Origin of the sequence: Kitasatospora terrestris, from assembly GCF_039542905.1 — a bacterium.
Classification (GTDB): Bacteria; Actinomycetota; Actinomycetes; order Streptomycetales; family Streptomycetaceae; genus Kitasatospora; species Kitasatospora terrestris.
In genome coordinates, this window is record NZ_BAABIS010000001.1 from 1,827,607 (window position 1) to 1,851,395 (window position 23,789).

18 protein-coding genes, 2 rRNA genes and 1 riboswitch are annotated in these 23,789 nt (G+C 69.4%); of the genes, 11 read left to right on the top strand and 9 right to left on the bottom strand.

Annotated features, from left to right (window positions below; all coding sequences use genetic code 11):
- Positions 1-73: 73 nt before the first annotated feature.
- Together ABEB06_RS08520 and ABEB06_RS08525 are read right to left on the bottom strand one after the other, a co-directional pair.
- Positions 74-3,178, bottom strand: a 23S ribosomal RNA gene (locus tag ABEB06_RS08520).
- A gap of 255 nt (positions 3,179-3,433) precedes the next feature.
- Positions 3,434-4,955 (bottom strand): 16S ribosomal RNA (locus ABEB06_RS08525).
- The 16S and 23S rRNA genes sit together here, the layout of an rRNA operon.
- Before the next feature lie 593 nt (positions 4,956-5,548).
- Between ABEB06_RS08525 and ABEB06_RS08530 the strand changes: the two genes are divergently transcribed.
- From ABEB06_RS08530 to ABEB06_RS08540, 3 genes are all read left to right on the top strand, one after another.
- Complete coding sequence (locus ABEB06_RS08530; RefSeq protein ID WP_345696199.1) at positions 5,549-6,034, top strand: hypothetical protein; 486 nt, start codon at positions 5,549-5,551, stop codon at positions 6,032-6,034.
- Positions 6,035-6,106: 72 nt separating this feature from the next.
- Positions 6,107-6,856 (top strand): hypothetical protein, encoded by a 750-nt coding sequence (locus tag ABEB06_RS08535; protein ID WP_345696200.1) that lies wholly within the window; start codon positions 6,107-6,109, stop codon positions 6,854-6,856.
- A gap of 181 nt (positions 6,857-7,037) precedes the next feature.
- Positions 7,038-7,811 (top strand): peptidoglycan-binding protein, encoded by a 774-nt coding sequence (locus ABEB06_RS08540; RefSeq protein WP_345696201.1) that lies wholly within the window; start codon positions 7,038-7,040, stop codon positions 7,809-7,811.
- Positions 7,812-7,893: 82 nt separating this feature from the next.
- Here ABEB06_RS08540 and ABEB06_RS08545 read toward each other — a convergent pair whose 3' ends face one another.
- The 3 genes from ABEB06_RS08545 to ABEB06_RS08555 are packed head-to-tail and all read right to left on the bottom strand — an operon-like array spanning position 7,894 to position 11,101.
- A complete protein-coding gene (locus ABEB06_RS08545) occupies positions 7,894-8,961 on the bottom strand; it encodes a threonine aldolase family protein (protein WP_345701775.1) in 1,068 nt (355 codons plus the stop codon).
- Complete coding sequence (locus ABEB06_RS08550) at positions 8,958-9,704, bottom strand: SDR family NAD(P)-dependent oxidoreductase (RefSeq protein ID WP_345696202.1); 747 nt, start codon at positions 9,702-9,704, stop codon at positions 8,958-8,960. Before ABEB06_RS08550 ends, ABEB06_RS08545 begins: the two co-directional genes overlap by 4 nt.
- On the bottom strand, positions 9,701-11,101 hold the full coding sequence (locus ABEB06_RS08555; protein WP_345696203.1) for a DUF6421 family protein: 1,401 nt from the start codon (positions 11,099-11,101) through the stop codon (positions 9,701-9,703). Before ABEB06_RS08555 ends, ABEB06_RS08550 begins: the two co-directional genes overlap by 4 nt.
- 329 nt (positions 11,102-11,430) lie before the next feature.
- Between ABEB06_RS08555 and ABEB06_RS08560 the strand changes: the two genes are divergently transcribed.
- Positions 11,431-11,958, top strand: coding sequence for a DUF5134 domain-containing protein (locus tag ABEB06_RS08560; protein ID WP_345696204.1), 528 nt, complete (start codon positions 11,431-11,433; stop codon positions 11,956-11,958).
- A 144-nt stretch (positions 11,959-12,102) separates the two neighbouring features.
- Entirely contained in the window at positions 12,103-13,047 is a 945-nt protein-coding gene (locus tag ABEB06_RS08565; RefSeq protein WP_345696205.1) for a M56 family metallopeptidase, read from the top strand.
- 356 nt (positions 13,048-13,403) lie between these two features.
- Here ABEB06_RS08565 and ABEB06_RS08570 read toward each other — a convergent pair whose 3' ends face one another.
- Positions 13,404-13,838 carry a MarR family winged helix-turn-helix transcriptional regulator gene (locus ABEB06_RS08570; RefSeq protein ID WP_345696206.1) on the bottom strand — a complete coding sequence of 145 codons (435 nt, stop codon included), beginning with the start codon at positions 13,836-13,838 and terminating at the stop codon, positions 13,404-13,406.
- Between the two features lie 88 nt (positions 13,839-13,926).
- Between ABEB06_RS08570 and ABEB06_RS08575 the strand changes: the two genes are divergently transcribed.
- Positions 13,927-15,441 carry an MFS transporter gene (locus tag ABEB06_RS08575; protein WP_345696207.1) on the top strand — a complete coding sequence of 505 codons (1,515 nt, stop codon included), beginning with the start codon at positions 13,927-13,929 and terminating at the stop codon, positions 15,439-15,441.
- A 144-nt stretch (positions 15,442-15,585) separates the two neighbouring features.
- Entirely contained in the window at positions 15,586-16,215 is a 630-nt protein-coding gene (locus ABEB06_RS08580) for a TetR/AcrR family transcriptional regulator (protein ID WP_345696208.1), read from the top strand.
- A 21-nt stretch (positions 16,216-16,236) separates the two neighbouring features.
- Here ABEB06_RS08580 and ABEB06_RS08585 read toward each other — a convergent pair whose 3' ends face one another.
- Positions 16,237-17,103: a helix-turn-helix domain-containing protein gene (locus tag ABEB06_RS08585; RefSeq protein WP_345696209.1), complete on the bottom strand. Its 867-nt coding sequence runs from the start codon at positions 17,101-17,103 to the stop codon at positions 16,237-16,239.
- Between the two features lie 416 nt (positions 17,104-17,519).
- Between ABEB06_RS08585 and ABEB06_RS08590 the strand changes: the two genes are divergently transcribed.
- On the top strand, positions 17,520-18,032 hold the full coding sequence (locus ABEB06_RS08590) for an ATP-binding protein (protein WP_345696210.1): 513 nt from the start codon (positions 17,520-17,522) through the stop codon (positions 18,030-18,032).
- Positions 18,033-18,130: 98 nt separating this feature from the next.
- On the opposite strand, the gene ABEB06_RS08595 is transcribed toward ABEB06_RS08590, so the two are convergent.
- A complete protein-coding gene (locus tag ABEB06_RS08595) occupies positions 18,131-18,376 on the bottom strand; it encodes a DUF397 domain-containing protein (protein WP_345696211.1) in 246 nt (81 codons plus the stop codon).
- A gap of 351 nt (positions 18,377-18,727) precedes the next feature.
- Between ABEB06_RS08595 and ABEB06_RS08600 the strand changes: the two genes are divergently transcribed.
- Positions 18,728-19,618 (top strand): sirohydrochlorin chelatase, encoded by an 891-nt coding sequence (locus ABEB06_RS08600; protein WP_345696212.1) that lies wholly within the window; start codon positions 18,728-18,730, stop codon positions 19,616-19,618.
- A 76-nt stretch (positions 19,619-19,694) separates the two neighbouring features.
- Here the strand turns inward: ABEB06_RS08600 and ABEB06_RS08605 are convergent, their stop codons facing one another.
- Entirely contained in the window at positions 19,695-21,827 is a 2,133-nt protein-coding gene (locus ABEB06_RS08605; RefSeq protein WP_345696213.1) for a hypothetical protein, read from the bottom strand.
- Between the two features lie 238 nt (positions 21,828-22,065).
- Positions 22,066-22,228, top strand: a riboswitch (cyclic di-AMP (ydaO/yuaA leader).
- 7 nt (positions 22,229-22,235) lie between these two features.
- On the opposite strand from ABEB06_RS08605, the gene ABEB06_RS08610 reads away from it, so the two are divergent.
- A complete protein-coding gene (locus tag ABEB06_RS08610) occupies positions 22,236-23,459 on the top strand; it encodes a transglycosylase family protein (protein WP_345696214.1) in 1,224 nt (407 codons plus the stop codon).
- A 119-nt stretch (positions 23,460-23,578) separates the two neighbouring features.
- Positions 23,579-23,779, top strand: a complete 201-nt coding sequence (locus tag ABEB06_RS08615; protein WP_345696215.1) for a hypothetical protein — start codon at positions 23,579-23,581, stop codon at positions 23,777-23,779.
- Positions 23,780-23,789: the final 10 nt, after the last annotated feature.

The window sequence follows — 23,789 nt, forward strand, 5'->3', positions numbered from 1 at the left end:
CACTATGAAACTGTCGAGCCAGACGATGAGTCTGTTCGTGGTTTCAGAACCAACACAGTGGACGCGAGCAACTGAGGACAAGCCCTCGGCCTATTAGTACCGGTCAACTCCACCCCTTGCGGGGCTTCCATATCCGGCCTATCAACCCAGTCGTCTACTGGGAGCCTTACCCTCTCAAGGAGGTGGGAGTGCTCATCTCGAAGCAGGCTTCCCGCTTAGATGCTTTCAGCGGTTATCCCTCCCGAACGTAGCCAACCAGCCATGCCCTTGGCAGGACAACTGGCACACCAGAGGTTCGTCCGTCCCGGTCCTCTCGTACTAGGGACAGCCCTTCTCAACACTCCTACGCGCACAGCGGATAGGGACCGAACTGTCTCACGACGTTCTAAACCCAGCTCGCGTACCGCTTTAATGGGCGAACAGCCCAACCCTTGGGACCTACTCCAGCCCCAGGATGCGACGAGCCGACATCGAGGTGCCAAACCATCCCGTCGATATGGACTCTTGGGGAAGATCAGCCTGTTATCCCCGGGGTACCTTTTATCCGTTGAGCGACGGCGCTTCCACAAGCCACCGCCGGATCACTAGTCCCTACTTTCGTACCTGCTCGACCCGTCGGTCTCACAGTCAAGCTCCCTTGTGCACTTACACTCAACACCTGATTGCCAACCAGGCTGAGGGAACCTTTGGGCGCCTCCGTTACCCTTTAGGAGGCAACCGCCCCAGTTAAACTACCCACCAGACACTGTCCCTGATCCGGATCACGGACCCAGGTTAGACATCCAGCACGACCAGAGTGGTATTTCAACGACGACTCCACCATGACTGGCGTCACGGATTCACAGTCTCCCACCTATCCTACACAAGCCGAACCGAACACCAATATCAAGCTATAGTAAAGGTCCCGGGGTCTTTCCGTCCTGCTGCGCGAAACGAGCATCTTTACTCGTAATGCAATTTCACCGGGCCTGTGGTTGAGACAGTCGAGAAGTCGTTACGCCATTCGTGCAGGTCGGAACTTACCCGACAAGGAATTTCGCTACCTTAGGATGGTTATAGTTACCACCGCCGTTTACTGGCGCTTAAGTTCTCAGCTTCGCCCGACCGAAATCGGACTAACCGGTCCCCTTAACGTTCCAGCACCGGGCAGGCGTCAGTCCGTATACATCGCCTTACGGCTTCGCACGGACCTGTGTTTTTAGTAAACAGTCGCTTCTCGCTGGTCTCTGCGGCCACCACCAGCTCAGGGAGCACGTCCCCTCACCAGCCGTGGCCCCCCTTCTCCCGAAGTTACGGGGGCATTTTGCCGAGTTCCTTAACCACAGTTCACCCGAACGCCTCGGTATTCTCTACCTGACCACCTGAGTCGGTTTGGGGTACGGGCCGCCATGAAACTCGCTAGAGGCTTTTCTCGACAGCATAGGATCATCCACTTCACCACAATCGGCTCGGCATCAGGTCTCAGGCCCATGTTGTGCGGATTTGCCTACACAACGCCCTACACCCTTACCCCGGGACTACCACCGCCCGGGCTGGACTACCTTCCTGCGTCACCCCATCGCTCACCTACTACAGACTTGGACCGGCGGCTCCACCACGTCCCATCGTCCGAAGACTCCGGGCCGGCTTCACGGCCTTAGCATCACCTGGTTCGACGTTGGCGCTTCAAAGCGGGTACGGGAATATCAACCCGTTGTCCATCGACTACGCCTGTCGGCCTCGCCTTAGGTCCCGACTTACCCTGGGCAGATCAGCTTGACCCAGGAACCCTTGGTCAATCGGCGCAAGAGTTTCCCACTCTTGTATCGCTACTCATGCCTGCATTCTCACTCGTGAACCGTCCACAACTGGATTCCTCCGCTGCTTCACCCGGCACACGACGCTCCCCTACCCATCACAGCAGGCGTTGGCCCTCTTGCTGCAATGACACGACTTCGGTGGTGTACTTGAGCCCCGCTACATTGTCGGCGCGGAATCACTTGACCAGTGAGCTATTACGCACTCTTTCAAGGGTGGCTGCTTCTAAGCCAACCTCCTGGTTGTCTCTGCGACTCCACATCCTTTCCCACTTAGCACACGCTTAGGGACCTTAGTCGGTGTTCTGGGCTGTTTCCCTCTCGACCATGGAGCTTATCCCCCACAGTCTCACTGCCGCGCTCTCACTTACCGGCATTCGGAGTTTGGCTAAGGTCAGTAACCCGGTGAGGCCCATCGCCTATCCAGTGCTCTACCTCCGGCAAGAAACACGCGACGCTGCACCTAAATGCATTTCGGGGAGAACCAGCTATCACGGAGTTTGATTGGCCTTTCACCCCTAACCACAGGTCATCCCCCAGGTTTTCAACCCTGGTGGGTTCGGTCCTCCACGCGGTCTTACCCGCGCTTCAACCTGCCCATGGCTAGATCACTCCGCTTCGGGTCTTGGGCATGCAACTCAATCGCCCTGTTCGGACTCGCTTTCGCTACGGCTACCCCACACGGGTTAACCTCGCTACACACCGCAAACTCGCAGGCTCATTCTTCAAAAGGCACGCAGTCACAGCCCGAAGGCTGCCCCCACGGCTTGTAGGCACACGGTTTCAGGTACTATTTCACTCCGCTCCCGCGGTACTTTTCACCATTCCCTCACGGTACTATCCGCTATCGGTCACCAGGGAATATTTAGGCTTAGCGGGTGGTCCCGCCAGATTCACACGGGATTTCTCGGGCCCCGTGCTACTTGGGTGTTCTTCAAGCGAGCCGTACAGATTTCGCCTACGGGGGTCTTACCCTCTACGCCGGACCTTTCGCATGTCCTTCGACTATCCATACGGTTTCTGACTCGCCGACCGGCCGGCAGACCGATCAAGAAAAAACCCACGACCCCGTCACGGCAACCCCTGCCGGGTCTCACACCATGACGGTTTAGCCTCATCCGGTTTCGCTCGCCACTACTCCCGGAATCACGGTTGTTTTCTCTTCCTGCGGGTACTGAGATGTTTCACTTCCCCGCGTTCCCTCCACATACCCTATGTGTTCAGGTATGGGTGACAGCCCATGACGACTGCCGGGTTTCCCCATTCGGACACCCCCGGATCAAAGCTCGGTTGACAGCTCCCCGGGGCCTATCGCGGCCTCCCACGTCCTTCATCGGTTCCTGGTGCCAAGGCATCCACCGTGCGCCCTTAAAAACTTGGCCACAGATGCTCGCGTCCACTGTGCAGTTCTCAAACAACGACCAGACACCCACCTCACCAAGCATGGGACCGGCACTGAGACAACGTTTCCGTTCCCTCAGGACCCAACAACGTGCCCGACACACCCACTGAGACCAACCCTGTTCCACGCCGAAGCAGTACTGGGGGAAGACCCACTGTGTGTGCCGAATAGTCAACGTTCCACCCATGAGCAACCGTGCGAGACATTCGCTCGCAACCGGCCATGTGCTCCTTAGAAAGGAGGTGATCCAGCCGCACCTTCCGGTACGGCTACCTTGTTACGACTTCGTCCCAATCGCTGGTCCCACCTTCGACGGCTCCCTCCCAAGGGTTAGGCCACCGGCTTCGGGTGTTACCGACTTTCGTGACGTGACGGGCGGTGTGTACAAGGCCCGGGAACGTATTCACCGCAGCATGCTGATCTGCGATTACTAGCAACTCCAACTTCATGGGGTCGAGTTGCAGACCCCAATCCGAACTGAGGCCGGCTTTTTGGGATTCGCTCCGCCTCGCGGCATCGCAGCCCTTTGTACCGACCATTGTAGCACGTGTGCAGCCCAAGACATAAGGGGCATGATGATTTGACGTCGTCCCCACCTTCCTCCGAGTTGACCCCGGCAGTCTCCTGTGAGTCCCCATCACCCCGAAAGGCATGCTGGCAACACAGAACAAGGGTTGCGCTCGTTGCGGGACTTAACCCAACATCTCACGACACGAGCTGACGACAACCATGCACCACCTGTACACCGACCACAAGGGGGCGCCCATCTCTGGACGTTTCCGGCGTATGTCAAGCCTTGGTAAGGTTCTTCGCGTTGCGTCGAATTAAGCCACATGCTCCGCTGCTTGTGCGGGCCCCCGTCAATTCCTTTGAGTTTTAGCCTTGCGGCCGTACTCCCCAGGCGGGGAACTTAATGCGTTAGCTGCGGCACCGACGACGTGGAATGTCGCCAACACCTAGTTCCCAACGTTTACGGCGTGGACTACCAGGGTATCTAATCCTGTTCGCTCCCCACGCTTTCGCTCCTCAGCGTCAGTAATGGCCCAGAGATCCGCCTTCGCCACCGGTGTTCCTCCTGATATCTGCGCATTTCACCGCTACACCAGGAATTCCGATCTCCCCTACCACACTCTAGCCTGCCCGTATCGAATGCAGACCCGGGGTTAAGCCTCGGGCTTTCACATCCGACGCGACAGGCCGCCTACGAGCTCTTTACGCCCAATAATTCCGGACAACGCTCGCACCCTACGTATTACCGCGGCTGCTGGCACGTAGTTAGCCGGTGCTTCTTCTGCAGGTACCGTCACTTGCGCTTCTTCCCTGCTGAAAGAGGTTTACAACCCGAAGGCCGTCATCCCTCACGCGGCGTCGCTGCATCAGGCTTTCGCCCATTGTGCAATATTCCCCACTGCTGCCTCCCGTAGGAGTCTGGGCCGTGTCTCAGTCCCAGTGTGGCCGGTCGCCCTCTCAGGCCGGCTACCCGTCGTCGCCTTGGTAGGCCATTACCCCACCAACAAGCTGATAGGCCGCGGGATCATCCTGCACCGCCGGAGCTTTCCACCAACCCCCATGCAGAGGAAGGTCATATCCGGTATTAGACCTCGTTTCCAAGGCTTGTCCCGGAGTGCAGGGCAGATTTCCCACGTGTTACTCACCCGTTCGCCACTGATCCACCCCGAAGGGCTTCACCGTTCGACTTGCATGTGTTAAGCACGCCGCCAGCGTTCGTCCTGAGCCAGGATCAAACTCTCCGTGAATGCTTTCACGAAAGAGCGGCACGGCAACCACCGGAATAAGGCGGCCCCGCGCACTGCGTCCTCGCTAGTGTTACTTCAAAAGGAATCTCCAACCCCGGAACGATCCGGGGCCGGGGATGTCAACATATCTGGCGTTGACTTTTGGCACGCTGTTGAGTTCTCAAGGAACGGACACTTCCTTCGGACCGCCTTCCAGCGGGCCCTCCGGGCGCTTCGTTCTTTCGTGTTTCCAGCTTATCAGATCCGCACCGTGTGCTTTCCCGACTCGCTTTCGTCTTCCGCGGCCTGACGGCCCGTCCGACGTTTCAAACTCTAGCCGATCCCCGCTCCGAAAAGCGAATCCAGCCGCAACCCAATTAAACGCGCACGACACATACGAACGGAGACGCGAACAGACGCGACCCGTCACGGATCAGAAGTGGTGTTCCAAGGATTGGCCGCCTCGGGACCGTCCACGCAGACACGTGTCCGGTGCTCCCTGTCAGGCAACCCGGAGGACTCTACGCACCTGGCCACCCCGAGTCAAACACGGCCCGCAGCGTCCGGAACGCCCGTGGGACCTCGCCGGCAGGTGACCCCGAATACTTGGGGCCATGTTGCTGACGTGGATAGCCGAGGTGGCGGACGAGCCGTTGGTGCTCGAGCCGACCGACCACCCCGTGGAGTGGGAGACCAACACCTGGTGGCTCGGTGCGGAGGACGAGGACCGGCGGTCCCTCTCCGTCTCCGAGGTGGTCGCGGCCTTCGAGCGCACCGCGTCCACCATCCACTCCCGCCTGCGCGGGACGGGCTTCACGGGGGCGGCCACGTTCTACGTCTGGCATGACGTCCAGGCGGACCAGCTCCGGTGTTCGACCGGTTCGGTGCCTCCGGACCAGCTGCCCTTCGGCGGTGCGTACTTCCCGTCCGAGGACCTGGCGCCGATCGTGGCGGCGTTCCTGTCCGCCCCCGAGGTCCGGGCCGCCCTGCCGGAGCCCGAGGACGTCTCGGACCTCGCCCGCCCGGACGACCGGTCGGAGCCCGAGCGGGTGCCTTTTCCCGTCTGGGTGGCGCCCGGTCCTGCTCACCCGTTCGGCTGAGGTCCGCTTGACAGGTCGCCCTGCGGACCCGGGCTTAGAGTCGGAAGTGGGTGGACCAGAAGAGGTGACGACATGACTCAAGTAGTCCTCTCCCATGTCATCAGAGCGGCCCAGGTGGATCCCCCAGCTCCGCAGGGGGTCGGAGCGTTCCCCGACGACGTGCGACCGGTCGAGCAGGCGCTCGCCAACCAGGGCTTCCTGGACCCGCACTTCATCGACGGGGCGTTCGGCACGCTCACGCTCAATGCGTACAGGCGTCTCCAGGAATCGTTCGGCTTCGGCGGCAAGGACGCCGACGGCGTTCCCGGCAGCACGTCACTGCGCCGACTCGGCGCGGAGAGCGGTCTGTTCGACGTTCTCGTGGACGATGCCCCGCCGTCGGCCCCCGGCGGGGTCGGGATTCCGATGTCGGAGGTGATCTACGACCGCGTGGTGGACGGGAGCACGTCCGCCGCGATCCACACGGCCTGCGACCTGATGGGTCTCCCGGTGGACAACTGGCTTCCGGGATACATGACGATCGCGGTCCGCGAATCGAGCTATTTCTTCAATGCGGTCAACACGGACGATTCCAACGCCCATGGACCGCTCCAGTCGGACGGTTGCCCGCTGTACTGCTCGCGCGGCGTCGTCCAGTGCATTCCCCCGACGTTCGCGAGGTATCACCAGCCCGGCACTGACAATCGCATCTACGACGGCGTGGCGAACATCGCCGCATCGATGAACTACGTCATGGACACGTACGGCGTCTCTCGTGACGGCCACGACCTGACATCGCGGGTACAGCAGGCCGACGAGACCCGTCCGCCGCACGGGTACTGATCAAACGAGCCGGACGACCGACCAGACGACCCGACCAGACCCGACGACCCGACCCGTCGGTCGATCCGGCCCTCCCCCGAAGGGACACCGCTTCCTCCGGCGTGCCCGCACGCGCTCCGACGCCTGCTGCGGCACGGCTCGCAACTCCCACTCCTTTCCGGCACGACCTGCTGGAGGAACCATGAAACTCATCGAACGTTCCGCCTTCGGGTGGCCCGAATCGGCAGCTCCGCCACAGGCCACCACGCTCGGTGTGAAGGTCCACTACGAGGGGACGGCGGTCTCTCCGTCCCTCATCGACAACCACGACGCGTGCATCGCCGAGTGGCAGAACATCCGTGCTTCCCACCTCGCCAATCCGACCGAGCACTGGTCGGACGTCGCCTACAACTACGCGGCCTGCCCGCACGGCTTCCTGCTGGAGGGACGCGGGCTCGGTCGTCGGACCGGGGCCAACGGCAACCAGGAGCTCAACCGCAACCACTACGCGGTCGTCGGTCTGGTCGGTGACAGCGGGCTCACCCAGCCCACCGACGCCATGCTGGACGCGATCCGCGACGGCATCGACCTGTTGCAGCAGAACGGTGCCGGCACCGATATCAAGGGGCACCGGGACGGCTTCGCCACCGACTGCCCGGGTGAGCCGCTGGAGGCGTGGGTGCAGCTCGGCGCACCGCGGCCGCACGGCCCCCACCCGCTTCCGACGGGGTTCGAACCGTTCCCCGGTGCGGACTTCTTCCGGATCGGCCGGCACTCGGACGTGATCACGCGGATGGGTGTGCGGCTCGTCGAGGAGGGCTGTTCCCGCTACAAGGTCGGTCCCGGGCCCGACTGGGGGCCGGCTGACCAGGAGTCGTACGCCGCGTGGCAGGAGCGGCAGGGCTTCCAGGGCCCCGACGCGGACGGCATCCCCGGTCGGAAGACCTGGGACCTGCTGCGCGTCCCGACCGGCTGACCCCGCACACGGCGCGTCACCCGCACACGGCGCGACCCCGGCTCGGTGCACCGAGCCGGGGTCGTACGGGCGGGGACCCGCCTCAGCGGGCCATCTCTTCGGCGATCGCGGCGGCGAAGGCGTCGATGTCGGCCTCGGTGGTGTCGAAGGACGCCATCCAGCGGACCTCGCCGGTGTGCTCGTCCCAGAAGTAGAAGCGGTAGCGCTTCTGCAGGCGCTCGCTGACCTCGCGCGGGAGGATCGCGAAGACGGCGTTGGCCTGCACGGGGCGGACCAGCGTGACGCCGTCGATGTCGCGGACGGCGGTCTCCAGGCGCTTGGCCATGGCGTTGGCGTGGCCGGCGTTGCGCAGCCAGAGGTCGCCGGTGAGCAGCGCCTCGAACTGGACGGAGACGAAGCGCATCTTCGACGCGAGCTGCATCGACATCTTGCGCAGGTACTTGAGGTTGCGGACCTTCTCCGGGTTGAGGACGACCACGACCTCGCCGAGCAGCAGGCCGTTCTTGGTGCCGCCGAAGGAGAGGACGTCCACGCCGGCGTCGGTGGTGAACTCGCGGAACGGGACGCCGAGCGAGGCGGCGGCGTTGGCGAGCCGGGAGCCGTCCATGTGGACGAGCATGCCGTGCTGGTGGGCGTGCTCGCAGATCGCCTTGACCTCGTCCACCGTGTACAGGGTGCCGAGCTCGGTGGACTGGGTGAGGGAGACGGCGAGCGGCTGGGCGCGGTGCTCGTCGCCCCAGCCCCAGGCCTGGCGGTCGATCAGCTCGGGGGTGAGCTTGCCGTCGGGGGTCGGCACGGTGTGGATCTTGATGCCGGCGATCTTCTCGGGGGCACCGCACTCGTCGACGTTGATGTGGGCGCTCTCGGCGGCGACCACCGCGCCCCAGCGCGGGAGGAGGGCCTGGAGGGCGACCACGTTGGCGCCGGTGCCGTTGAAGACGGGGTACGCCTCGGCCTGCTCGCCGAAGTGGCGCTTGAACACGGTCTGCAGGTGCTCGGTGTACTGGTCCTCACCGTAGGCGACCTGGTGGCCGCCGTTGGCGAGGGCGATCGCCGCGAGGATCTCGGGGTGGACGCCGGCGTAGTTGTCGCTGGCGAAGCCGCGCACCGTCGCGTCGTGGTGGACCACTGCGTCGGTGCGGGCGTTCATCGGGCTGTCAGCCACAGGTGCTGTCCGTTCAGGTCTGCTGCGGGGCGGTCCCAGAGGCCCGCGAGGTGGTCGGCCAGGTCGGCGGTGTCGGTGAAGCCGGCGAACTTGGCGTCGGGCTTCTCGGCGCGCATCTCCGGGGAGACCAGGGCCTTGATCACCAGGATGGCAGCCGCGGCGGTGGGGACGCCGTCGCCGCTGGTGGTCTCCTTGACGAAGGAGTCCGCCATGGCGAGGGTCCAGGCCTCGGTGGCCGCCTTGGCGGCGGCGTACGCGGCGCCGCCGGCGGTGGGCTTGTGCGCGGCCGCGGCGGAGATCATCGCGTACCGGCCGGACTCGCTGCGGAGCAGCGCGGGCTGGAAGGCGAGCGAGGTGTGCTGCAGGGTGCGGACGACGGTGTCGTGCAGGAAGTCCCAGTCGTCGATGCGGCTGTCGAAGAAGGTCTTGCTGCCGCGCCAGCCGCCGACCAGGTGGAACACGCCGTCGACGTGGCCGTGCTCGGCCTCCAGGTGGTCGGCCCAGTCGTGGACCTCCTGCGGGTCGAGCAGGTCGATGACCTGGCCGCTGATCTGCGCGCCGGGCACGTCGGTGCGGACGGCGGCGAGGGCCGCGTCCAGGCGGTGCTGGTCGATGTCGGCGCCGATCACGACGGCGCCCTCGGCGGCGAGCTTGCGCATGGTGGCGCGTCCGGCGGGGCCGCTGGCCCCGGCGACCGCGACGACCTTGCCCTCGAGTCGGCGGGTCACGCGGCGACCCCCTGGGCGTCGGCGCCGGTGATGCCCTTGGTGTCGGCGATGACGCGGCTGAGCTTCTTCGACAGCGCCTCGAAGAACATCGAGAGCGGGAACTCGTCCGGCAGGACGGCGTCGCAGAGCGCCTTCTTCAGCGCCTTCTCGTCGGCGAGGTCGAGCGGCAGCGCCTCGGGGCCCTTGGCCCAGGTGGAGGCGGGGTGCGGGGTGAGGTAGCGGGAGACGAGCTCGTACGCGGCGATCCAGTGCGCGGTCTTGGGGCGGTCGATGCCGGCCCGGTAGAGCGCCTCGATCTCGGCGCACAGGCCGTTGGTGACCTCGGCGACGCGGCTCCAGTCGATGGTGAGCCGGTTGTCGCGCCAGCGCAGCGCGTCGTGCTGGTGGAGGTAGGCGAAGAGCAGCTGGCCGCCCATGCCGTCGTAGTTGCGGACGCGATCGCCGCTGACCGGGAAGCGGAACATCCGGTCGAAGAGGATGGCGTACTGGACGTCGCGGCCCTGGGCGTAGCCCTCGGCCTCCAGCTTCACGGCCTCCTTGAAGGTGTTCAGGTCGCAGCGGAGCTCCTCGAGCCCGTACATCCAGAACGGGCTGCGCTGCTTGATCATGAACGGGTCGAAGGGCAGGTCGCCGTGGCTGTGGGTGCGGTCGTGGACCAGGTCCCACAGGACGAAGGTCTCCTGGGCGCGCGCCTGGTCCTTGAGCAGGCCCTCGGCGTCGGCCGGGATCTCCAGGCCGAGCTGGCGGACGGCGCTGGTGGAGACGGCGCGGAAGCGGGCCGCCTCGCGGTCGCAGAAGATGCCGCCCCAGGTGAAACGTTCCGGCGCCTGGCGCACGGCGACGGTCTCCGGGAAGAGGACGGCGGAGTTGGTGTCGTAGCCCGCGGTGAAGTCCTCGAAGGCGATGCCGAGGTAGCCGGCGTTGTCGAAGCGGGTGCGCTCCAGCTCGGCGATCCACTCGGGCCAGACGACCTTCAGCAGGACGGCTTCCAGGTTGCGGTCGGGGTTGCCGTTCTGGGTGTACATCGGGAAGACGACCAGGTGCTCCAGGCCGTCCTCGCGGTGCGCGTCCGGCTGGAAGGCCAGCAGCGAGTCGAGGAAGTCGGGCTCCCGGTAGCCGGTGTCGGCCCACTTGCGCAGGTCTGCCCGGACGGCCTCCAGGTACGCGGCGTCCTGCGGGAAGAACGGGGCGAGCTCGGCGACCGAGGCGAGCACCGTCTCGACCAGCGGGTCGACGCTCTGGCGCTGCACGGCGGCCAGGTCGATCGAGCCGTCCTTGGCCTGGAACGGCCGCAGGGCCTCGACGGCATCCTTCAGGCGCAGCCAGGCGGGGTGGCCGGCGACGGACGCGGCGGGCGCATCGGCCGCCACCGCGAGCTTCGGCGAAAGATTCTGCATCAGAGACTCACTTCGACAGGACTTATTTCGACGGGACCACCATACGAACGAAAGGTTCTCCTGTTCAAGGGGGGTCGGACGGGATCCGGAGGTCCCGCGCTCCACTTCGGCAGGTTGCCCCGGGCCGGCCCTCCGGACTGGCAGCTGTACGCCGACCATCTCCTGTGCTCGGACGGCCCGCCACCGGACACTTTCGCCGGTGGCGCGCGAGGTGACGGGGCCCGGCCGGTCGCTCCCGTGCGCCCCCGCGTGCGCCCTGCTACGGACGCCCGCGATCGGTGACCGTGGACGGTGAACGCCCATGGTCAGCGGGGGAAGGGTGGGGTGCGATGCACGGTCCGGCCGTCGTCACCTGGCTGCTGGCCGCGCTCGCGGCGGGCACCGGCGGGTACTGCCTCCACCGCGCCCACCGGGGCGGCCACGACCACCGCGGGCACCGCGCGCTCGACGCCGCCGAGGCCGCGATGGGGCTGGGCATGGCGGGCATGGCCCTGCTGCCCGGCGTCCTGTGGGGCTGGCTCGCCGCCCTGCTCGCCGGCGGGCTGCTGCTCGGCACCTTCGGTCCGCACACCGCCGGGCTGCGCGCCCACCGCCTCCACCACGGCATCGGGGCGCTCGCGATGGCGTACATGGCCCTCGCCATGGCCGCTCCGGCCGCGGCGCACCACCATCACCAGGGCATGGGCCTCCCCCCGCTCACCGGGGTGCTGCTGCTCTACTTCGGCGCATACGCGGTGTGGGAGGGCAGCCGGCTGCTCGCCCCCGCGGGGGCGACCGCGGCGCACGTGGTGCGGCTGTCCGGCGCCTGCCGGGCGGCGATGGGCATCGGGATGTTCGCGATGCTGCTGACGATGTGACGCCGTGAGCGGCACGGCCGCGCGGCGGACGGCGCGTGGTGTTGGTCACTGGCCGCCCGGAGCCGTTCCCCCGGGCGGCGGGGCGGCATAGGTTGGAGGCAAGCGCATCGTCGCGCCTCGAATTCTCCTCGGGGGAGCGCCGCCATGACGGCCCTGCTGAGCCTGCTGCTGCTCGGAACCGTGCTCGCCACCGTGGTGCCCGGCCGTCTGGCCCGGGCCGGGTGGGCCGAGCGAGAACCCGTGCTGGCCCTGCTGGTCTGGCAGTGCCTGGTGGTCGCGGTCCTGCTCTGCTGCGCGCTCAGCCTGCTGCTGGCCGGTGCGGCCGCCCTGCCGGAGCTGCGCACCGCGGTGTTCGCCGGTGCGCCGGCCGGGGTCGAGGCGGCGTACGGACTCGCCGGGCTGGAGGGCTGGGGCCGGCTGACCGCGACCGTCCTGGCCGCCGGCGGGGTGTGGACGGCGGTCTCGCTGGCCCGGGAGATCCGCGCGGCCCGCGCCCTGCGCGGCCACCGGCACGCCCAACTCACCAGCCGGGCACCCGAACTCCCGCTCGGACTCGCACCCGCCCGGCCGACCGGCGAGCGGCTCGTCGTCCTGGAGTCGGTCCGGCCGGAAGCGTGGTCGCTGCCCGGCCCGCACGCCCGACTGGTCGTCACCACCGGCGCCCTGCGGCAGCTCAGCGACCGCGAGCTGGCCGCCGTCCTCAGCCACGAGCGCGGGCACGTCCGGGCGCGGCACCACTGGCTGGCCCAGTGCGCGGAGGCGCTCGCCACCGGGTTCCCGGGGGTGGGCGTGTTCGCCGCCTTCCGCCACCAGGTCGCCGTCCTGGTCGAGCTCGCCGCCGACGACCGGGCGGCCCGCCGCCACGGCCGCCTCACCACGGCCGGCGCCCTGGTCGAGCTCAACAGCCCGCTCTTCAGGACCTGCCCGCCCGGTCAGCTCGCGCAGTCGCCCGCCCGGGTCGACCGCCTCCTGCTCGGCGCGCCCCGCCTCCCGGTGCCGAGCCGGCTCGCCCTCACCCTCGCCGCGCTCGCCGCGCCCGCCGCCGTCCTGCTGCTCGCCGTGGCCCCCGGGCTCGGCACCCTGGTGTGACGCGCAGTGCACCTCGCCGTGCGACTGCGCACGGTCCGCGGCGAAGGTCCGAAACGCACCGCCGGAGAGCGCTTCGAACGGCGACGCCAAGGAAAACCCCTGCCCCGGCGGTCCCTGACTCCCCCTGGCATCCCCCCGCGTCACCATCCGTGTCCCGCAGGGGGGTTCACCCGGCACGGCCGTAGCAGACGACCGGCGCGGCACCCCGGACGCCACCGGCGGCCCTGAGCGGTTCGCCCGTGGTCGGCCGGCACCTGGTCGTCAAGACTCGCAAGACCCGCGGGCCGCCGCCCCCGACGCCCGGTTCCCGCCGGCCATCGACCCGGTCCTCACCGCCGGATCGCGACGGAAGAGGCCTACCGGTCGCCGTCGGGCGGGGTGAGGGTGGCGGCGAGGACCGCGCGGTGGGTCGGCCGGGCGTCGAGGTACCGGGCCCGGCCCGCGGCGGTGAGGGTGACGTAGATGCCGCGGCGGTCGGCCTCGCAGAGCGCCCGGGCCACCAGACCGGCCTTCTCCAGGCGGGTGATGAGGCGGGAGAGGGCGCTCTGGGAGAGGTGGACGGTGCAGGCGAGGTCCTGCGAGCGCTGGCCCCGGCCGTCGGGGAGGTCGGCCTCCCAGAGGCGTTCGAGGACTTCGAACTCGCTCATGCCGAGGTCGTGCTTCTCGCCGAGCTCCCGGTCGAGGGCGCAGGAGGTCGCCGCGTGGCGGGCGAGCAGGTCGCGCCAGGCGGCGGCGAGGTCGGTGTCGGTGTCGGCGCCGACGGGGGCGGCCGCCGTGTCGAGATCGGTCACGCCACCACGCTAGCACATGAGTGCGCATTTATTGCACGTGCATTCAATCCGCTTGCATTGGATGCACATGCATGTAGTGTCTTGGCCCATGACCACAGCAGCGCCTTCACCTGCCGACACCCACGCCCACGACACGCACTGGACCCCACGCCTCTGGGGCACCCTGGTGGTGCTCTGCGCCGCGATGTTCCTCGACGCGCTCGACGTCTCGATGGTCGGCGTCGCGCTCCCCTCCATCGGCACCGACCTGCACCTGTCCACCTCGGCCCTGCAGTGGGTGGTCAGCGGTTACGTCCTCGGCTACGGCGGCCTGCTGCTGCTCGGCGGCCGGGCGGCCGACCTGCTCGGCCGGCGGCGGGTCTTCCTGGTCGCGCTCGCCGTCTTCGCCGCCGCCTCCCTGCTCGGCGGCCTGGTCGACAACGGCGCCCTGCTGATCGGCGCCCGCTTCCTGAAGGGCGTGGCGGCCGCCTTCACCGCGCCCGCCGGCCTGTCGATCATCACCACCACCTTCGCCGAGGGCCCGGCCCGCAACCGGGCGCTGGCCATCTACACCACCTGCGGCGCGAGCGGGTTCTCGCTCGGCCTGGTGCTCAGCGGGCTGCTCACCTCGGTCGGTTGGCGCTGGACCTTCCTGATGCCGGTGCCGGTCGCGCTGCTCGCCCTCGCCTTCGCGTTCAAGCTGCTGCCCCGTCAGGCCGACGACGACCGCCCGCACGGCGGCTACGACGTGGCGGGCGCGATCACCGGCACGGGTGCGCTGCTGCTCCTGGTGTTCACCGTGACCGAGGCGCAGGGCGCGGGCTGGACGAGCGTGCGCACGCTCGGCTCGCTGGCCGTGGTCGCCGTCCTCGCCGCCGCCTTCCTGGTGATCGAGTCGCGGACCGCGCACCCGCTGGTGCGGCTCGGCATCTTCCGCAACGGCCGGGTGGCGCGGGCCAACCTCACCGCGGTGACCATCTTCGGCTCGTACGCGGGCTTCCAGTTCATCGTGACGCTGTACCTGCAGCGGCTGCTCGGCTGGTCGGCACTGGAGATGGCGTTCGCCCTGCTGCCGGCCGGCGCGCTGGTCGCGCTCTCGGCGACCCGGATGGGCGCGGTGGTCGACCGCTTCGGCACCACCCGGCTGCTGCCGGTCGGCGTGCTGGCGCTGGCCGCCGGGTACGCGCTGTTCCTCCGGCTCGGCGAGCACAGCGGCTACCCGACCCTGGTGCTGCCCAGCATGGTGCTGCTCGGCGTCGGCTTCGCGCTGGCCTTCCCCTCGGTGAACATCGCCGCCACCAGCGGCGTCGCGGACGAGGAGCAGGGCCTGGCGTCGGGCCTGGTGAACACCGCGTTCCAGGTCGGCAGCGCGATCGTGCTGGCGGTCACCACCGCGGTGATCACGGCGGGCAGCGGCGGCGGCGAGAGCCCGCAGGCCCAGCTGGACGGCTACCGGCCGGCGTTGCTGCTGGTGACCGGTGTGGCCGCCGTCGGCCTGGCGGTCACCCTGGTCGGTGCCGCGCTGGAGCGGCGCCGGGCCGCGGCCCCCGCCGCCCCCGTGCCGGACTACCGCTACCCGACCGGGCAGAACGTCGCGGACGCGCAGGTGCTCTCGGAGCGCTGACCTCGGAAGGACCCCGGCTCCACCAAACCCCCGTGTTGGTGGAGCCGGGGCTGTGTCCGTACGCCTACCAGTATATTGGCTGGGAGCCAACGAACGTACGGAGCAGACACGATGGCACCTCGCGGGGAATCGGTCAATGAGGAGATGCGCCGACGTTCCCGCCGCCGCATCATGCGGGCCACGGTGGAGCTGGTGGACCAGTACGGATACGCCGGGACGACCCTCGGGGACATAGCCGAACGGGCGGGTCTGGCCCGCGGGTTGGTGTCCTACTACTTCGACGGCAAACGGCTGCTGATGCAGTCGGCGACGCACCGGATGATGCACCTCGCGCTCACCGAGGCGCTGGCCGGGCTGCCGGACGGCACCTCCGCCGACGCCCGGCTGGCGGCGGCGATCGACGCGGTGCTGGGGCTGGCGCTGGAGCACCCCCGGGTGATGCGCTCCCACCTGGCACTGATCCTCGACCCGGACGTCGGCGCCTTCGTGCAGGATCCGGAGCAGCAGCAACTGGGGTGCATCCTGCGGGAGTTGCTGCGGGAGTGGGGTGCGGCGGACCCGGTCGCCGAGCACGCGGTGCTGCGCAGCGCGCTGATGGGCGGGTGCATCGGCGTCCTGCTGCCGGGCGCCTCGACGCCGCTGGCGCCGATCCGGGCGGACCTGTTCGCCCGCTACGGGCTGGACTGGACGATGGGCGTGCCGCCGCAGCCGGAGGCGCCGGAGCGGCCGCGGCCGCTCCGGTGCGACGCCGAGGAGCTGCGGCGCGCCAGGTAGGCCGCGCCGGGCGGGTGCCGCTCAGCGCTCCTTGAGGATGCCGGCGAGCAGGTCGGTGGTCTGCTGCGGGGTGAGGCTGTCGACGCAGAGCCGCTCCATCACCTGCACGTACTCGTCGACGTCGTCGCGCTTGTCGAGGTAGAGCGCGCTGGTCAGCTGCTCCAGGTAGACCACGTCCGCCAGGTCCTGCTCGGGGAAGCGCAGGATGGAGAAGGCCCCGCTCTCGCCGGCGTGCGCGCCGAAGCGGAACGGCATCACCTGGACCACCACGTTGGGCTGCTCGGCCATGTCGAGCAGGTGCTGCACCTGGGCGCGCATCACCTCGGGCCCGCCGACCGGCCGGCGCAGCGCCGCCTCGTCGATGACGGCCCACAGGCGCGGGCCCTCGCCGTCGGTGAGCGCCTTCTGACGGCGCATCCGGAGGCTGACCCGGCGCTCCAGCTCCTCCTCGGCGAGCACCGGGCGGCTCTGGGCGAAGATCGCGCGGGCGTACGGCTCGCACTGCAGCAGGCCGGGGACGAACTGCACCTCGTAGGTGCGGATCAGCGCGGCGGCCTCCTCCAGGCCGATGTAGGTCTGGAACCACCCGGGCAGCACGTCGTTGAAGCTGTGCCACCAGCCGGACTTGTTGGCCTCGCGGACCAGGCCGAGCAGCGCCTCGCGCTCGTTGCCGTCGTGGACGCCGTAGAGGCTGAGCAGGTCGGCGACGTCGCGCTCCTTGAAGGAGACGCGGCCGAGCTCCATCCGGCTGATCTTCGACTCCGAGGCCCGGATCGCGTACCCGGCGTCCTCGCGGGTGATCGCGCAGCCCTCGCGCAGGCGGCGGAGCTGGGAGCCGAGCAGGATCCGGCGCACCATCGATCCACTGCCGGGCTGAACTGTGGTCATGCGGACCCAACCTCCACCTCGGACAACAGCTGCACAGTCTGCCATCAGTTGAGCGCGCTCGGTGCCGGTAGTGACGGAACGATCTACCGGTTCTGCATCACACCCCCCAGGATGCACGTGCATCCGGTCCATGCATATGCCAATCCCGCGACTGCACGTGAATCCACTCTTGCATCTGCAGTGAGCGCAGAGGACCATGGTGCACGTGCACTTGCACGCCCCTGGCAATCCCGCGGGCTCCGCGTCGACCCCACGCGCGTAACCGCACATGCTCCCGGCGGCGCCCCCGCGTCGCTGGGTTTACGTGTGCGCGCAGCAGGGTCGGGGAGGCGGTCGCGCGACCGAGCGAGTCGGAGGTGACCGGCATGACCCCGGTGGGTCCAGCCGTGTCCGCCCCCTTATGGGAGGAGCTCTTCATGAGCACCGGTACGGCCCTGGCGACCGACCCCCATGTGGTCAGCTGCACCCTCGCTCCCCGCTTCGAAGCCGTCAGAACCGCACGGGAGTTCGCCAGATCGACCCTCCAGGGGTGGGGCCTCGGCGAACTCTTCGACGACGTCTCGCTGGTCGCCTCCGAGCTGGTCACCAACGCGCTCCGGCACGCCCTCGGCGCCGTCGAGCCGGCCCGGCTCCCGGCCCAGCCCGGCCCGCACCAGGCGCCCGACGCGATGCTGCCGATACGCATCAGCCTGGTCCACCGCGCACCGCAGGTGGTGTGCGCGGTCAGTGACCCGAGCAGCACCGGCCCGGTCGCCCGCGAGGCCGACTTCGTCGCCGAGTCCGGCCGGGGCCTGCACCTGGTCGACTCCTTCAGCCGTTCCTGGGGCTGGCATCCGCTGGCCGGAGCGGGGAAGGTGGTGTGGGCGCTGTTCGAGGCCGCGCCCGCGACCTGTCCGGACAACCCGGTCCTGCACCGCCGCTCCGCCTGAGCGGGCCGCCCGGCCGGGGAGAGACCGGCGGAACGCTGAGGCCGTCGCAGGTGAACCCCCCGCGACGGCCCGGACAGTGACGGTGCGTCAGGCGCGTGTCAGCCGGAGGGCTGGACGAGGTGGTCGAACTCGCCGTCCTTCACCCCGAGCAGCATCGCCGCCATCTCGTCCCGGGTGTAGATCAGGGCGGGCCCGTCCGGGAAGCGCGAGTTGCGCATCGCCACCGCCCCGCCGGGGAGCGCGGCGAACTCCACGCAGTTGCCCTTCGAGTTGCTGTACAGGCTCTTCTGCCAGACCACGCCCTCGAGGTCCGCAGCCGCCATGCCGTTGTACGCCTCACGCATCGTTCTCTCCCCTAGAAGCCAGGCGAACACCTCACTTGACGTGATGATAGCTCGGATGCACGTGCATCAGCAGGGGAAAAAGCTCGTGCAAATGTACGTGCGAAGGTCCCCACCAACACTTCACACCCGGCAAGTTGACACGCCATAAGCGGACATATCCGGGCGAATCTCCGCCACGGGCATGACCGTCCGCACACGTGCGGCGGCGCGTTGTCGATCTTCACGCCACCCTGCGGGCCTCACCGACCGTCACGGCCCGTCGATGTGAGCCGTGTCACCTGGCGGACGGGAAATGTTTACGTACGGCATCCGACTGCAGCACCGGCCGGCCGATGTCCTACGATCTCCGGCATGAGCACCGCAGCCATTCCGGGCGCGCCACTGCCCGTCCGTCAGCCAGGCTCCCGTGCGCGGGGGCGCCACCGTCGTCCCGAGCGCCCCGAGATCCCGGCCGGCTCGCCGGCCCTGATCCTGGCCGTCCCGGCCGTGGCCGGGCCCGACGCCCGGTCCGTCGTGGACGAGCTGCTCTCCATCGTGCGCGGCGAGCAGCCGGGCATCGAGATCGCGGCCGGCTACCTCGGGGGCGAGGACGCCGACACCGTCGCCGGGCTGATCGCCCAGGCCGTCGGCGCCGGCATGCCGGCGCCCGTCCTGGTGCCGCTGCTCCCCGGCCCGCACGGGTTCCTGGAGGAGCTGCACCGGCTCGCCGCCGAGACCGGCGCCGTCGTCACCGACACCCTCGGCCCGCACCCGCTGCTCGCCGAGGCCGTCCACGTGCGGCTGTCCGAGGCCGGGCTGGCCCGCGCCGACCGCGCCCGGCTGTTCGCCATCACCACCGCCGCCGACGGCGTGGTGCTGACCACCGCCGGCGGGGAGGACGCCGCCGCGTCCGCCGGGATCACCGGCGTGCTGCTCGCCGCGCGGCTCGCCGTGCCGGTGGTCGCCGCCGCCCTGGACGTGCCCGGCTCCGTCGCCGCCGCCGTCGAGCACCTGAAGGCGACCGGCTCCGAGCGACCGGCGCTGGCGCCGCTGGTGATCGGCCCCGAGGCCGACCCGGAGCTGCTCGCGGCCGCCGCCGAGGAGACCGGCTGCCCGAGCGCGGCCCCGCTCGGCGCGTACCCGACGGTGGGCCAGCTGATCGCCTCCACCTACCTCGCCGTCCTGCCGGCCGCCCCGGTCGAGCAGGCGGAGCACGTGGAGCAGGGCGAGCCGGCGCACGCCGGGGAGCCCGCGGCGGAGTAGTCCGGGAATCCCGGAACGGACACGAGGAAGGGCCCCCGCGGGGGCCCTTCTTCACGTCGCGGAGCTGCCGGCGGGCTCACGGCTGCGTGCGGGTGGTCCTGCTCGCCGCGTCCGGGAGGGTGAGGGTCAGCGGCGCGACGGCCTGCTGGGCCGGCGGCGCGTCCGCGGGGGTGCTGGCCGCGTTCCACTGGGGGACGGCGGTCGGCCCGGTGCCCGGCTTGCTGAGCGCGACCGCCTGCCCCTGCCCCGCCTTGCGGAACAGGATCCGCTTGGGCGCGGGCGCCTCCGGGTCGAGCCAGACCTCGTTGCCGCCGAACTCGCAGTCGAGCACCGCGATGTCGTCCGGCTTCCCCTCCGGGTCGGCCCGGAAGGCCACGCCGGCCTTGCGGTAGCCGGTCATCCGGCACCGGCTGATCGTCACGGTCTCGCCCGCGAGCTGGTGCTTGGCGGTGGCGACCGCGTAGTCGGACTGCCCGGCGGCGTCGATCAGCAGGCCGTCGAAGCGCGTCCCCTTCTCCCGCCCCAGCGCGTGGACCGCCACTCCCCCGCCCGCGTTGCCGTACAGCACGCTCGACAGGTAGTCGAAGTCGTTGAGGTAGGCGCCGTGCTCGATGCCCCAGCCGCCGTTGTGGTAGGCCACGAACTGGGCGACGGTGTGGTGGTGCTGGGCGTTGAGCCAGACGAAGACGCCGTTCTCCAGGTTGTTGTGGGCCAGGCAGCGCTCGAAGGTCCACACCCCCTCGCTGGTCTCCGGCCACTCGTACCCGGAGGCGCCGGTGGCGCCCTGCACGCCGACCGCGACGCAGCCGCGCGCGCTGGAGCCGCTGCCGGCGCCCAGGCTGAAGCCCGTCAGGCGGTAGGCGCGCGGGTTGGGTTCGAAGACGGTGCGGGAGGCGACGCAGGCGTCGTACGCGATGTCGTCGGACGGGCCCTGCGGGGTGCGGGTGTCCAGCGGGCCGTCCCACCAGTAGGCGTCCTCCCAGGTCTCGTGGCTGATGCACGATCGGAAGGTGATGCCGTGACTGGCGTGCGGCACGAAGGCGTGGTTGCCGGTGTCGCGGACCACCACGCCCTCGACCACGGTGCCCCGGGAGGAGTCGGCGAGCATGTGGAAGTGCAGCCCGTACCGGCCCAGCACCGGTTCGGTGACGGGCTGTCCGTTCCACTTGTCCTTGCCGGCGGCGCGCGGGCCGAGCCAGCGCAGCGCGGCGTGCCGGACGTCGGCGTGCCGGGAGCTGGTGATGTGGATGTGGGCGCGGCCCTCGGCGGTGCCCTCGACCCGGACGGTGCGGGTCAGGTTGAGCACCTCGGCGCCGAGGGTGAGCCCGGCACCGACGGCGACCCGCGGGTGGGCCCGGCGCAGCGGCGCGTCGAGGGTGACGGTGGCGCCGTCGACCGAGCGGACGGTGGCGTAGTCGTAGGCGGTGGAGAAGCCGTCGGTGTCGGGGGCGAGGGTCGGGGTGATCGCCAGCTCGTCGCCGGTCTGCCACCCTTCGGGGGCAGTTGAGAGTTTGATGGTGGTTTCGCCCGGTTTGAGCGCCGCGGCGGCGCGGACCCAGGCGGTCTTGGCGGCGCCGTCGAGCCGGAGGTAGCCGGTGCCGGTGACCCATAGGCCGGTGTCGCTGCCGACCAGGGCCGTTCCGCCGCCCTGGAAGCGCTTCTCGTCCACCTCGGGGAAGCGCAGGGTGTGGACCGCCGCCCCGGTCGGTGCGAGGGCCAGGGAGCCGCGCACCTCGACGTTGCCGGCGCTGGCCAGCGACAGGGTCCTGTCCCGGGCGAAGACCAGCGAGCCGGTGCGGTCGATCAGCAGCGAGCCGACGGCGGCGTCGGTGTCGAGCAGCACCCGGTCGGTGATCCGGACGGCCGTGGTGGGGCCGGGAACGGCGCCGCCCCAGCCGGCCGGGTCGGACCAGCGGCGGCCGGACTCGTCGACCGGCGGCGGAGGTTGGCTCGGGCCGGGCGGCGGGGCGCCGTGCGTGTGCTCCGCCGAGGGGACCGGGGAGGGCGTCGCGGGCAGCGGGGGCGCGGGTCTGCCGGTCTTCGCGTCGGCGAGGGACTGGCGGAACACCTCCCCGCCGGTCACGGCCGCGACCGTCCCGACGGCCAGCCAGGCGAGCAGCCTCCGGCGGGCGACCGGCCGCCGGTGGCGGGCCGGCCGGGGAGCAGGGTCCCCCGGATCCGGCGGCGGCGCATTCTCAGTGGGCGTCATCGGCTGCCCCTCCCGCGGGCTCCGCATCCGGCGCTGTCGCCTGAAGCATAGGCAGCTCCCTCCCACGGCACGGGTGTTGCGCGAAAGCGGTCGAATCCGACCGGCTCCGCCTGCGAAAACACCATGTGAGGTATATCACACTCATTTGCAGTTTCAACTTAACTCTGCCTAACGTGCTGCCCACGTTCGTGGTCACACGGACCCATCCCACCCGGAACGCCGAGTCCTGCCGCCGGGTCGGTCGGCAGCGCTCAACGCACCACGGCAGGGGCGGGGGAACCAGGTAAGTCGCCCGGGACGAGGTCAGGCCTCTCCCGGGCTTGGGGTGAAGCCGTGCTTGCACGGCCGGGCAACTCCAGCCCGAATCCGACAGCTCACCTCGCAGGCGTGGGAGAGGAACACGTCTTCATGCTGTCCGCAAACGCCAAGCGCGCCCGACGCGCCATCGCCACCACCGGCGTGGTGGGCCTCGGCCTCTCGATCCCGTGCCTGCTCTCCGGCACCGCCTCCGCCGCCTCCGTGTCCACCTGGGACAAGGTCGCGCAGTGCGAGTCGAGCGGCGACTGGTCCATCAACACCGGCAACGGCTTCTACGGCGGTCTCCAGTTCACCTCCAGCACCTGGGCTGCGTTCGGCGGCCACGCGTACGCGCCGCAGGCCAACCAGGCCACCAAGGCCCAGCAGATCACCGTCGCCGAGAAGGTGCTGGCCGAGCAGGGCCCCGGCGCCTGGCCGGTCTGCTCCGTCAAGGCGGGGCTCACCAAGGGCGGCGAGGCGCCGCAGGTCGACGCCGGCACCCCGAGCACCGGCTCCACCGTCCAGGCCGCCCCCAAGCAGCAGGCCCCGAAGCAGCAGGCGCCGCAGCAGGCCGCCCCGAAGCAGCAGGCCCCCAAGCAGGAGGCCCCCAAGCAGGAGGCCGCCCAGCCGCAGGCCGCCACCGAGACCTACACGGTCGCCGCCGGTGACTGGCTGTCGACCATCGCCGAGAGCCACCACGTCGACGGCGGCTGGCAGCGCCTGTACGAGCTCAACCGCTCGGTGCTCACCGAGGGCCCCGACATGATCTACCCGGGCCAGCGGCTCGCCCTGGGCAACGTCGCGGTGGCCACCCCGGCCAAGCCGGAGACCGCCACCAAGTCGTCCTCCTGGGACGGCTCGTGGAAGAGCGACTCGTGGAAGTCCGCCGGGACCTCCAAGAGCGCCGCCGCCTCCACCGCCGCGCCGGCGAAGACCACCGCCGCGAAGAGCACCACCGCGGCCGTGAAGGCCACCGGCTCCAAGGCCGCCGCGATCGACTTCGCTCTGTCCAAGCTGGGCCAGGCCTACATCTACGGCGGCGCCGGCAACGGCGGCTGGGACTGCTCCGGCCTGACCCAGGCCGCGTTCCGCCAGGCCGGCATCTCGCTGCCGCGGGTGGCCGCGGACCAGGCGGACTACGCCACCCGCGTCTCGCTGGACAACCTGCTCCCGGGCGACCTGCTGTTCTGGTCCAACAACGGCGGCAACTCGGGCGTCTACCACGTCGCCATCTACGTCGGCGACGGCAAGTACGTCGAGGCGGCCAACCCGCGCGCCGGCGTGCGCACCGAGACCGTCGCCAACTGGGCGCCGGACTTCGCCGGTCGCGTCTGACCGCAGGCGCGGTGAGCGCCGCCCGCTGCCCCCGGAGAGCCTGGTCGGCTCCGGGGGCAGCGGCCTATGCTCGGGCCGTCGGCCGTTCCGCCGAACCCCGCAGAGCGCTAGGAGCCGCCATGGCCAAGGTGACCGTGTCCCTCGACGCCGACCTCGCCATCGAGGTGATGCTGCTGGCCGGCACCAAGAGCCCGCAGGACGCCGTGGAGCTGGTCGTCCGCGACTTCCTGGCCACCCGGCGCCGGACCGAGGCGCGGACCGGCGACGCGGCCGACGAGAGCCGTCTGGCGGCCCCGCAGGCGCCCGTCCAGGAGGGCTGAGGCGGCCGGG

Bases quoted from the DNA above. Each gene is read 5' to 3' on its own strand.
- ABEB06_RS08530 (WP_345696199.1), top strand. From the start codon at position 5,549: ATGTTGCTGACGTGGATAGCCGAGGTGGCGGACGAGCCGTTGGTGCTC.
- ABEB06_RS08535 (WP_345696200.1), top strand. From the start codon at position 6,107: ATGACTCAAGTAGTCCTCTCCCATGTCATCAGAGCGGCCCAGGTGGAT.
- ABEB06_RS08540 (WP_345696201.1), top strand. From the start codon at position 7,038: ATGAAACTCATCGAACGTTCCGCCTTCGGGTGGCCCGAATCGGCAGCT.
- ABEB06_RS08545 (WP_345701775.1), bottom strand. From the start codon at position 8,961: ATGAACGCCCGCACCGACGCAGTGGTCCACCACGACGCGACGGTGCGC.
- ABEB06_RS08555 (WP_345696203.1), bottom strand. From the start codon at position 11,101: ATGCAGAATCTTTCGCCGAAGCTCGCGGTGGCGGCCGATGCGCCCGCC.
- ABEB06_RS08560 (WP_345696204.1), top strand. From the start codon at position 11,431: ATGCACGGTCCGGCCGTCGTCACCTGGCTGCTGGCCGCGCTCGCGGCG.
- ABEB06_RS08565 (WP_345696205.1), top strand. From the start codon at position 12,103: ATGACGGCCCTGCTGAGCCTGCTGCTGCTCGGAACCGTGCTCGCCACC.
- ABEB06_RS08575 (WP_345696207.1), top strand. From the start codon at position 13,927: ATGACCACAGCAGCGCCTTCACCTGCCGACACCCACGCCCACGACACG.
- ABEB06_RS08580 (WP_345696208.1), top strand. From the start codon at position 15,586: ATGCGCCGACGTTCCCGCCGCCGCATCATGCGGGCCACGGTGGAGCTG.
- ABEB06_RS08585 (WP_345696209.1), bottom strand. From the start codon at position 17,103: ATGACCACAGTTCAGCCCGGCAGTGGATCGATGGTGCGCCGGATCCTG.
- ABEB06_RS08590 (WP_345696210.1), top strand. From the start codon at position 17,520: ATGAGCACCGGTACGGCCCTGGCGACCGACCCCCATGTGGTCAGCTGC.
- ABEB06_RS08595 (WP_345696211.1), bottom strand. From the start codon at position 18,376: ATGCGTGAGGCGTACAACGGCATGGCGGCTGCGGACCTCGAGGGCGTG.
- ABEB06_RS08600 (WP_345696212.1), top strand. From the start codon at position 18,728: ATGAGCACCGCAGCCATTCCGGGCGCGCCACTGCCCGTCCGTCAGCCA.
- ABEB06_RS08605 (WP_345696213.1), bottom strand. From the start codon at position 21,827: ATGACGCCCACTGAGAATGCGCCGCCGCCGGATCCGGGGGACCCTGCT.
- ABEB06_RS08610 (WP_345696214.1), top strand. From the start codon at position 22,236: ATGCTGTCCGCAAACGCCAAGCGCGCCCGACGCGCCATCGCCACCACC.
- ABEB06_RS08615 (WP_345696215.1), top strand. From the start codon at position 23,579: ATGGCCAAGGTGACCGTGTCCCTCGACGCCGACCTCGCCATCGAGGTG.